The 9,994-nt window shown below is 74.3% G+C and carries 10 protein-coding genes; 9 read left to right on the forward strand and 1 reads right to left on the reverse strand.

Annotated elements, in window-relative coordinates; genetic code table 11:
• The first annotated feature begins 11 nt into the window (after positions 1–11).
• From IH44_RS0136915 to IH44_RS0136925, 3 genes are all read left to right on the forward strand, one after another.
• Positions 12–830 (forward strand): carbohydrate ABC transporter permease, encoded by an 819-nt coding sequence (locus IH44_RS0136915; protein WP_063759759.1) that lies wholly within the window; start codon positions 12–14, stop codon positions 828–830.
• Between the two features lie 108 nt (positions 831–938).
• Entirely contained in the window at positions 939–2,471 is a 1,533-nt protein-coding gene (locus IH44_RS0136920; RefSeq protein ID WP_035957467.1) for a beta-N-acetylhexosaminidase, read from the forward strand.
• A 150-nt stretch (positions 2,472–2,621) separates the two neighbouring features.
• Positions 2,622–4,085: a cellulose binding domain-containing protein gene (locus tag IH44_RS0136925; protein WP_030464217.1), complete on the forward strand. Its 1,464-nt coding sequence runs from the start codon at positions 2,622–2,624 to the stop codon at positions 4,083–4,085.
• A gap of 74 nt (positions 4,086–4,159) precedes the next feature.
• Here IH44_RS0136925 and IH44_RS0136930 read toward each other — a convergent pair whose 3' ends face one another.
• Positions 4,160–5,473, reverse strand: coding sequence for a TIM44-like domain-containing protein (locus tag IH44_RS0136930; protein WP_051818085.1), 1,314 nt, complete (start codon positions 5,471–5,473; stop codon positions 4,160–4,162).
• A gap of 224 nt (positions 5,474–5,697) precedes the next feature.
• Between IH44_RS0136930 and IH44_RS0136935 the strand changes: the two genes are divergently transcribed.
• The 6 genes from IH44_RS0136935 to IH44_RS0136960 all read left to right on the forward strand — a co-directional run bounded on the left by IH44_RS0136935 (position 5,698) and on the right by IH44_RS0136960 (position 9,819).
• Positions 5,698–6,123, forward strand: a complete 426-nt coding sequence (locus tag IH44_RS0136935) for an NUDIX hydrolase (RefSeq protein WP_030464219.1) — start codon at positions 5,698–5,700, stop codon at positions 6,121–6,123.
• 88 nt (positions 6,124–6,211) lie between these two features.
• The gene (locus tag IH44_RS0136940; RefSeq protein ID WP_030464220.1) at positions 6,212–7,201 is read left to right on the forward strand and encodes an aldo/keto reductase; all 990 of its coding nucleotides are present in this window, start codon (positions 6,212–6,214) and stop codon (positions 7,199–7,201) included.
• Between the two features lie 63 nt (positions 7,202–7,264).
• Positions 7,265–7,849: a TetR family transcriptional regulator gene (locus IH44_RS0136945; RefSeq protein ID WP_030464221.1), complete on the forward strand. Its 585-nt coding sequence runs from the start codon at positions 7,265–7,267 to the stop codon at positions 7,847–7,849.
• 196 nt (positions 7,850–8,045) lie between these two features.
• Positions 8,046–8,549: a hypothetical protein gene (locus IH44_RS43430; protein ID WP_051818087.1), complete on the forward strand. Its 504-nt coding sequence runs from the start codon at positions 8,046–8,048 to the stop codon at positions 8,547–8,549.
• Positions 8,550–8,620: 71 nt separating this feature from the next.
• Positions 8,621–9,058 (forward strand): peptidase inhibitor family I36 protein, encoded by a 438-nt coding sequence (locus tag IH44_RS0136955; protein ID WP_063759760.1) that lies wholly within the window; start codon positions 8,621–8,623, stop codon positions 9,056–9,058.
• 197 nt (positions 9,059–9,255) lie between these two features.
• Positions 9,256–9,819, forward strand: a complete 564-nt coding sequence (locus tag IH44_RS0136960) for a hypothetical protein (RefSeq protein WP_030464224.1) — start codon at positions 9,256–9,258, stop codon at positions 9,817–9,819.
• Positions 9,820–9,994 lie beyond the last annotated feature (175 nt).

A 9,994-nucleotide genomic window follows, 5' to 3' on the forward strand; every position in this document is an offset into this window, starting at 1 on the left:
CCCCCCGCCGGCTGCGCCGCCTGCCGCTCAACCTCGCCGCGCTCGCCGTCCTCGCCACCGCCGCCTTCCCCGTCTACTGGATGGTGGCCACCGCCTTCAAACCCACCGCCGAGATCCAGTCCGCCACCCCCACCTTCCTGCCCCTGCACCCCACCCTCGACCACTTCGCCACCGCGGTCCACGCCCCCGGCTTCGGCGGCTACTGGCGCAACAGCCTGCTGGTCACCCTCGGCGCCGTCCTGCTCTCCCTGCTCGTCGCGCTGCTCGCCGCGTACGCCGTCGGCCGACTGCGCTGGCGCGGCCGCCGGGCGTTCCTGCTGCTGGTCTTCACCGCGCAGATGGCGCCCTGGGAAGCCCTGCTGATCCCGATGTACGTGATCGCCCGCGACACCGACATGCTCGACAGCCTCAGCATGCTCACCCTGGTCTACTTCATGACCACCCTCCCCTTCACCATCGTCACCCTGCGCGGCTTCCTCGCCGCCGTCCCCGCCGAACTCGAGGAAGCCGCCCAGGTCGACGGCTGCACCCGGGCCGCCGCCTTCCGCCGCATCACCCTCCCGCTGCTCGCCCCCGGCCTGCTCGCCACCTCGCTGTTCGGCTTCATCACCGCCTGGAACGAGTTCGCCTTCGCCAACACCCTGATCATCAAGAACCAGGACGCCCGCACCCTCCCGGTCTGGCTCTCCTCCTTCGCCAACGTCTTCGGCACCGACTGGGGCGCCACCATGGCCGCCGCCACCCTCTTCATGCTCCCCGTCCTGCTGGTCTTCCTGTTCCTGCAGAACAAGGTCACCACCGGCATGACCGCCGGCGCCGTCAAAGGCTGACACCCCGTCAGCACGCCCACCCCGTCAGCACGGCAGCCCCGATCGCACGGCCGCCCCGACCGCACGGCCCCCCCGCCCGCGCCCCTACCCCCGGAAGAAGACCACCCCGTGATCCTGCCGACCCCGGTCGACCTCGTTCCCGCCGCCGGACGGTTCACCCTGACCGAGCGGACCACCGTGCGCGCCGACGGCGAGGCCGCCGCCGTCGCCGACCTGCTGCGCACCCTGCTGCGCCCCGCCACCGGGCTGCCGCTGGCGCCCGGGCCAGAGGGCACCGTGGTGCTCACCCTGGACCCCGGCGAGCGGGAACTGGGGGAGGAGGGCTACCGGCTGACGGTCGACCCGTTCCAGGTGGTCCTGCACGCCGCCCGCCCCGCCGGCCTGCGGCACGCCGTGCAGACGCTGCGCCAGCTGCTGCCCCCCGAGGCGCTCTCCGCCACCCCCGCCCCCGGCGTCGAGTGGACCCTGCCCGCCGTCCGGATCACCGACCGGCCGCGGCACGCCTGGCGCGGATTCATGATCGACACCGCCCGGCACTTCCAGCCCCTGGACCGCCTGCTCGCCGCCGTCGACCGGATCGCCCTGCACAAGCTCAACGTCCTGCACCTGCACCTGACCGACGACCAGGGCTGGCGGCTGCCCGTCGACGCCTACCCCGAACTCACCGGCATCGGCGCCCGCCGCGCCCGCAGCATGGTCGGCCACGCCGGCTCCACCGCCTACGACGCCCAGCCGCACCAGGGCTCCTACACCAAGGCCGAACTGCGCCGCCTGGTCGCCCACGCCGCCGAACGCGGCGTCACCGTCGTCCCCGAGATCGACATGCCCGGCCACACCCGGGCCGCCCTCGCCGCCTACCCGCACCTGGGCAACCACCCCGGGCGGCAGCTCGACGTGTGGACCGACTGGGGCGTGTGCGAGACGGTGCTCGGCGTGCACGAGGAGGCGCTCGCCTTCTGCCGCACCGTGCTGGACGAGACGATGGAACTGTTCCCCTCCCGCTACGTCCACCTCGGCGGCGACGAGTGCCCCACCACCGAGTGGGAGCACAGCCCCGCCGCCCGCCGCCGGGCCGCCGAACTCGGCCTCGCCACCCCCGCCCGGCTGCGCGGCTGGTTCCTCGGCGAGGTCGGCCGGCACCTGCTGGACGCCGGCCGCGTCCCGGTCTGCTGGGCCGAGACCGACGGCGCCACGCTGCCCGTCGAGTTCACCGTGATGCCCTGGCGGGACGCCGACCACGGCCGGGACGCCGCCCGCCGCGGCCACGACGTGGTGATGGCCCCGCACCGCGCCACCTACCTCGACTACCCGCAGTCCGCCCGCCCCGACGAACCGCTCGGCCAGGCCGACCACGTCGTCGACCTGCCCACCGCGCACGCCCACCAGGCCGCCCCCGCGCACTGGGACGAGGCCGAACGGGCCCGGGTGCTCGGCACCCAGGCCCAGCTGTGGAGCGAGTTCGTCACCACCGCCGAGCACTTCGACTACCTCGCCTACCCCCGGCTGTGCGCCATCGCCGACCGGGCCTGGAACCCCGCCAGCGACTACGCCCGCGACTTCCTGCCCGCCCTCGCCGCGCACCGCCCCCGCCTCGCCGCCCTCGGCGTCCACCACGCCGAACGCGAGCCGGCCACCACCTGAACACCCCCCACAGACCCGGCCGCCGACCCACCGTCAGCGGCCGCCCGCAGCACGCGGACCACCTCCGCCGCCGCACCCCGCACGTGCACCGCCGGAACGTCCCTCCGCCCCGCCGCACCGCGGGGCACTCCCCCCACGGAAGGAACCACCGTGTCCGCACGCCCCCGCACCACCAGCCGGCGCGCCCGGCTCGCCGCGGCCGCCGCGATCACCGCGGCCGGCCTGGCCGCCACCGCGCTCACCGTCGCCCCGGCCTCGGCCGCCGACGCGTTCAGCGTCCAGTACCGCACCAGCGCCACCGGCGCGAGCGCCGACCAGTCCGAGCCCTGGCTGCAGGTCACCAACACCGGCAGCAGCACCGTCGCGCTCAACCGGATCACCCTGCGCTACTACTTCAAGTCCGACGGCCCGTCGGTGAGCTACCGCTTCGCCTGCTCCTGGGCGGTCAAGGGCTGCGCCAACATCACCGGCACCTTCGGCACCCTGGCCAACCCCACCGCCACCGCCGACCGCTACCTGGAGATCGGCTTCACCGCCGGCGCCGGCTCGCTCGCCCCCGGCCAGACCACCGGCGACATGCAGCTGCGCTTCTACCGCTCCGACTGGCAGACCCTCACCCAGTCCGACGACTACTCCTTCAGCGGCACCCAGACCGGCTACGCCGACTGGCAGAAGGTCACCCTCCAGGAGGACGGCGCGCTGATCTGGGGCACCGCCCCCACCGGCAACAACCCGTCCCCGTCGCCCAGTTCGTCCCCCAGCCCGTCCCCGTCCGGCTCCACCTCCACCCCGCCGGTCGACCCGAACGCGCCCGTCCTGTTCGACGACTTCTCCTACACCACCAGCGCGGACGCCGCCGTCCAGCAGCACGGCTGGACCGTCAAGTCCGGCCAGGGCGGCCCCGGCGTCCCCGGCGCCACCTGGTCCCCGGCCGACGTCACCTTCCCCACCGTCGGCGGCAGCCAGGTGCTCAACCTGCGGCTGACCACCGACGGCACGGCCGCCGGTACCAAGGAGACCGAGATCCAGAGCACCGCGCGGAAGTTCAAGAACGGCACCTACGCGGCCCGGGTCAAGTTCGCCGACGCCCCGGGCAGCGGCCCCGACGGCGACCACGTCAACCAGACCTTCTTCGCCTTCACCCCGCTCAACGCCCCGATGGACCCGAACTACAGCGAGCAGGACTTCGAGTACCTGCCCAACGGCGGCTGGGGCGAGCAGAGCAACATCATGTACGAGACCAGCTGGGAGACCTACAACCCGGACCCGTGGAACGCCGTCAACACCCACGGCGAGCAGCGCCAGTCCTACGACGGCTGGCACCTGCTGCAGTTCACCATCGACAACAGCGCCATCACCTACTGGATCGACGGCCAGGTCGTCGCCACCCACGGCGAGCCCTACCTGCCCGAGACCCCGCAGTTCATCGACTTCAACCACTGGCTGATCGACCTGGCCGGCCAGACCTCCACCACGCCGCGCTCGTACGACGAGCAGGTCGACTACGTGTACTTCGTCAAGGACCAGGTGCTCAGCCCCGCCCAGGTCGCCTCGAACGTCGCCGCGCTGCGCACGGCCGGCACCGCGTTCAAGGACACCGTCCCGGCGAGCTGACCCCGCGAGCCGACCCCGCACCGAACCGGCCGGGGCGTCCGCGCACGCGCGCGGGCGCCCCGGCCGGGACGGGCCTACTCCGGGGTGGCGGCGACCACGGCCCAGGTGTCGGCCGAGGCGTCGTCCATCCGCAGGTCGAACGCGAAGGCGAGCGGCCGGCGGGTGCGGGCGTCGCCGCGGAGCACCTGCTCGGTGCGCCGGTCGACCTCGTAGTAGACGCCCTCCGCGGCGACCGCGACCCGGAAGACGATCGGCTCGCGGGAGAGCAGCGAGCGCACCGTGACCGACTTGATGACGGCCTCGCGCAGCACGGTCCGGTCGGGCGTGCGCACGGAGGTGAAGTCCAGGCTGCCGTCGTTCATCACCCACTCCTCCAGGAAGCGCTCCACGGCGACCTCCAGGACGGCCCGGTCGAACCGACCGTCGAGCACGCTCAGGTCGCCGACGGCGGCGTCGGCGTCCGCGCTCCACGAGATGTTGGTGAGCGACAGGATGTCGCCCGCGCCCCGGACCGCGGTCTTCCCGGCCACCTCCAGCACCGCCTCGCGGGCGACCTCCCGCTGGTCCCAGCCGTCCGTCTCGACGGCGTTGGTCAGGTGGTGCGCGCCCTCGGCCGCCTGCTCGATCGAGGAGACGATCCACTCCCCGGCCAGGTTCTTGCGCAGCGTCCAGTACTCGACCGGGCGGGTCGAGCCGTCCTTGCGCGCGGCGTCGGTGCCGTAGCCGCTGCGCACGTAGTCGTTGAGCGTCGCGGTGATCCGGAAGGTGACGGTGTCGTTCACCTCGCCGGTGCGGTTCGCCAGGTCGACCAGCTCGACGTCCGGGCCGGAGACGACCTCCACCACGTTGACCTCGCCGCGCGAGGCGTAGTCCTGCAGTTCCTCGGCCCACTTGCCGTAGAGCACCGGGGACAGGATCTGCTGCAGCACCGCGTGGTCGTTGCGGGTCCAGGCCTGCTGGGCGGTGGTGTACAGCCAGACCGCCCGGGCCTCCAGCGCGCCGCGCTCGAAGGTCGGGTCGGTCTCGGCCAGGGCGTCGACCCGGGCCCCGATCTGGACGGCCCGCTCGCGCGCCTGCTCGTCCGCGCGGTGCGCGGCGCGGTCCGACACCGTGTTCAGGCCGGCCGCCTGCTTCGCCTTCCGGCGCCGGGACCTGATCCACAGGAACAGGACGAGGATCGCCACGATCACCAGCAGGGCCACGAACCCGCCGCCGCCCCCGCTGCCGGCCACGAACCCGTAGCCGAAGCCGCCGCCGTGGAAGCCGCCGCCGCCACCACCGTGGCTGCCCCCGCCGCCGCCACCGCCGCCCCCGAACCCGTGGCTGCCGCCACCGCCCCGGGCGTACGCGAGCGTCGGGCCGCTCAGCGCGACCACTCCAGCGACCACAGTTATCCACCGACGGGCGCGCACCGGGCTCCCCCTTCAAGAAATCAGAGCTGTTCCCTGCGAGCCTACAAGCCGGGCCCCCCGGGAGCCCCGTGGGTCCGGCGGCAGCACGGCAGCACGGCAGCACGGCGGCGGCACGGCGGGGACCGCGCTCCGCGGCCCGGTCTCCCGCGGCCGCGCGGTGGGTAGGGTCGGGGCGACGCGCACGCACGAGGGGGAACGCGATGACCGACTTCCGGGAACTCGTCCGGCAGGCCCGCGACGAGGGCATCACCGAGCTGCTGGGCGGGGTGGTGGTGCGGGACGGCAGCGGGCGGATCCTGCTGGTCCGGCGCAGCCCGGACGACTACCTCGGCGGGCGGTGGGAGATCCCCGGCGGCTCGCTCGAACCCGGCGAGCACCCGCGGGACGGCGCGGCCCGCGAACTCGCCGAGGAGACCGGCCTCACCGGGCTCGCCCTCGGCTACCTGCACGCCGCCGACTTCACCGGCCGCACCGGTCTGCGGGCCCGCCAGTTCGCCTTCACCGCGGCCGTCCCCGACGGCGCCCCCGTCACCCTCACCGAGCACGACGCCCACCGCTGGGCCCGGCCGGACGACCTGCCGGAGGTCAGCGGCCACCACCGGGAGATCCTCGCCCGCCTCCGGTGACCGGGGCCGCCGGCGACAGGACCAAGCTTTGACAAAATTGGACTGACAGATTTTGAAATCTGTCAGCGGATGGGCGTACGGTGGAGCCATGGAGAACACCACGCTCGGCACCACCGGCCCGTCCGTCTCCCGCCTCGGCCTGGGGCTGATGGGCATGTCCGGCATGTACGGCCCGGCCGACCGGGCCGAGAGCATCGCCACCGTGCACGCCGCCCTCGACCGGGGCGTCACGCTGCTCGACACCGGCGACTTCTACGGCATGGGGCACAACGAGATGCTGCTCCAGGAGGCGCTGCGCGGCCGCGACCGCGACCGGGCCGTCATCAGCGTCAAGTTCGGGGCGCTGCGCGACGCCGACGGCGGCTTCCTCGGAGTGGACCTGCGCCCCGCCGCGATCAAGAACTTCGTCGCCTACAGCCTCCAGCGGCTCGGCACCGACCACATCGACGTCTACCGCCCGGCCCGGATCAGCCCCGAGATCCCGATCGAGGACGTCGTCGGCACCCTCGCCGAACTGGTCGACAAGGGCTGGATCCGGCACATCGGCCTCTCCGAGGTCGGCGCCGACACGCTGCGCCGCGCCCACGCCGTCCACCCGATCACCGACGTGCAGATCGAGTACTCGCTGATCTCGCGCGGCATCGAGCAGGACATCCTGCCCGCCGCGAACGAACTCGGCGTCGCCGTCACCGCCTACGGCGTGCTCTCGCGCGGCCTGATCAGCGGCCACTGGAAGCCGCAGGCCGCCGACGGCGACTTCCGCGCCCACCTGCCGCGCTTCAGCGGCGACGCCCTCGACCACAACCTCGCCCTGGTCGAGGCCCTGCGGGCGATCGCCGCGGACAAGCGCGTCACGGTCGCCCAGCTCGCCATCGCCTGGGTGCTCGGCCGCGGCGACGGCCTGGTCCCGCTGATCGGCGCCCGCCGCCGCGACCGCCTCGACGAGGCGCTCGGCGCCCTCGACGTCACCCTCACCCCCGCCGACCTCGCCGCCATCGAGGCCGCCGTGCCCGCCGACGCCGCCCGCGGCGAACGCTACGACCCGGCGCAGATGGCGATGCTCGACAGCGAGCGGTAGCACGGACGCCGGGGGAGCGGGCCCGCACCGGCCGCGACCGGCCCGAACGGTAACCTCGGGGCCATGACCGAACAGCTGACCGCCGAGCGGATCCTCGACACCGCCGAGGACGTCCTGCGCCGCTACGGCCCCGCCAAGGCGACCGTGGTGGACGTCGCCCGCGCGCTCGGCGTCAGCCACGGCAGCGTCTACCGCCACTTCGGCACCAAGGCCGCGCTGCGCGAAGCGGTCGCCGAACGCTGGCTGCGCCGGACGTCCGCCCCGATGGCCGCGATCGCCGACGACCCGGCCCTGCCGGCCCCCGAGCGGCTGCGCGGCTGGGTCCGCGCCCTCAACGCGATCAAGCGGGACTACGCCCTCCAGGACCCGGAACTGCAGCGCACGTTCCGGGAACTGGTGGGCGACGCGACCGGCATCGTCACCGCGCACGAGGACGAACTGGCCGGACAGCTCGCCCGGATCGTCGCCGCCGGGGTCGCCGCGGGCCAGCTCACCGCGGCCGACCCGGCCGTCGCGGGCCGCGCCGTCTTCCAGGCCACCGCCCGCTTCCACCACCCCGCGCACGCCGCCGACTGGACCGCCCCGGCCAACGACGCCGACCTGGACGCCGTCGTCGACCTGCTGCTGGCCGGCCTCGCCCCGCGTTGAACGGCCGCTGACCCTCCGTCACCGGCCGGGCGGGGCGGGCGGATCGACCGGGCGAGGACGCGGGGCTGGCCGATCGGGTGACAGTGCGTCAACGAAGCGATAGGCGGCCACCCCTCCTGGTGATGACTGAGCGTGACCGCCGAGCGGATCGGCGGCCCGCCCCGTCCCACGGGCTCCGCACCCGAGCAGGAGAGCCATGCCCCGCACCCCCCGGCGCCGCCACCTCCCGGCGGCCCTCGCCGCCACCGCCGCCGTCCTCGCCCTGACCGCCCTCGCCCCCGCGCCCGGCCCCGGTTCCGGTTCCGGTCCCGCCGCGGCCCCGCCCGCCGCCCGCGACACCGAACCCGCCTGCACCGGCGCCGCCGGCCCCGCGGTCCCCGTCACCGGCGGCACCGTCACCTGGTGCGAGACCGCCGGCGGCGGACGCCTGGTCTTCACCAACACGAGCCCCGCCGACGCCGACCTCTCGCTGGTCGTCCACGACTGCGACGGCGGCAAGGCCCCCAACCTCGACGCCGCGAAGTGCGCCGCCACCCTCAAGGGCACCCGCGACGTCGTCTGGCGGCAGGTCGGGCCGCAGCAGGCCGTGTCCGCCGACTTCCCCATCAAGAAGGGCGCCAACGCCCAGGTGTGGTGGACCGCCGACCCCGCCGACCGGGCCACCGACCTCAGGCTGCTGGGAACGCCGTGGAACGCCTGACCACCCGCCGCCCCGCCCCGCCCACCGGCACCGGCCGGGCCGGAACCCGACTCCCCGTGAGGACCCGACCGATGCACCTGCGCCCGCTCGTTCTCGCCCTGGCCCTGCTCCCGCTCGGCGCCGCCCCGGCCCTCGCCGCACCCGTGGCGGCGCCCGTGGCGGCACCCGCCGGGAACCCGCCCGGCGTGCACGTCCTCAACGGCGACAGCCGCCCCGCCCGGCACGTCGACTGCCCGGCCGGCTGGGTCTGCCTCTACGACGGCGTCCACTACGACCACGCCGCCGTCGCCCTGCTGCCCGGCACCGCGCTCACCGACACCGGGCTCCTCCGCCTGCCCGACGGCTCCCGGTTCACCGGCACCGGGGGCGTCTCCGCCTGGGTCAACAACTCGCCCGTCACCTACTGCTGGTACCCCGGCAAGGACTACCGGGGCACCGCCACCACGATGGCCCCCGCCACCCGGGGCAGCGCTTTCAACGACGCCCTCGCCTCGCTCCGCCCCTGCTGACCCGCCCCGGCCCGCCCCGGTCCGCCCCGGCCGGCCCGGGGCGGGAGCCCGGGGGGCGGGTGGCCTGATCCGGCCAGCTGACGAAGTGTCATGATCCGTCCACCCGGCGGGCGGTGTGGGCGGCCCGCCCGGTGGATATCCTGCGGAAAGACGGCCTGAGGGAGCATCGGCCGACCACCTAGGGGGATCTCGGACCCATGTCTTACCTGCGCACCTTCCTGCCCTGGATCATCTTCGCGGTGATCCCCTCGGCCCAGTGGCAGTGGGCCGCACTGGCCGGCCTGCTGGTCGCCGCCGCCGTCACCGTCCAGCAGCGCCTCGCCGGCGCCGGATGGGACGCGCTGATCATCGAGACCGGCTCCGCGCTGTACTTCGCGGTACTCGCCGCGATCGCCTTCGCCGACCCGCACTCCGGCGTCCGCGACTACTCCGCCACGCTGTCCTCCGCCGTCCTCGCGGTGATCGCCGGCGGCTCGCTGCTGATCGGCAAGCCGTTCACGCTCGGCATCGCCAAGCGCACCACCCCGCGGGAGTTCTGGACGCTCAAGCCGTTCATCCGGGTCAACGTGATCATCACCTCGGTGTGGACGGCCGCCTTCGCGGTCACCGCCGTCGTCCTCGGCGTCCTCGCGCACGGCGGCCACGGGCACTCCACCCCCTCGCTGATCGTCCAGATCGCCGGCTTCGTCGTCCCGATGGTCTTCACCGTCCGCTACGTCGCCCTCGTCCAGGCCCGCGCCCCGCGCGCCCCGCAGACCTGACCCGACCGGGGTTCAGGCGGTGTCGTCGGGGCGGAGTTGGATGTGGTCGGTGGCGAGGTCGGCGGCGACGCGGTGTTGCATGCCGAGGGCGGTGAGGAAGGCGGCGGGGAGTTGGACGCGGCCGGTGCGGTCGAGCATGACGTATTCGCGTTCGGAGACGGTTTCGGTGCCGTGT

Source organism: Kitasatospora sp. NRRL B-11411 (assembly GCF_000721345.1).
Lineage (GTDB): Bacteria > Actinomycetota > Actinomycetes > Streptomycetales > Streptomycetaceae > Kitasatospora > Kitasatospora cineracea.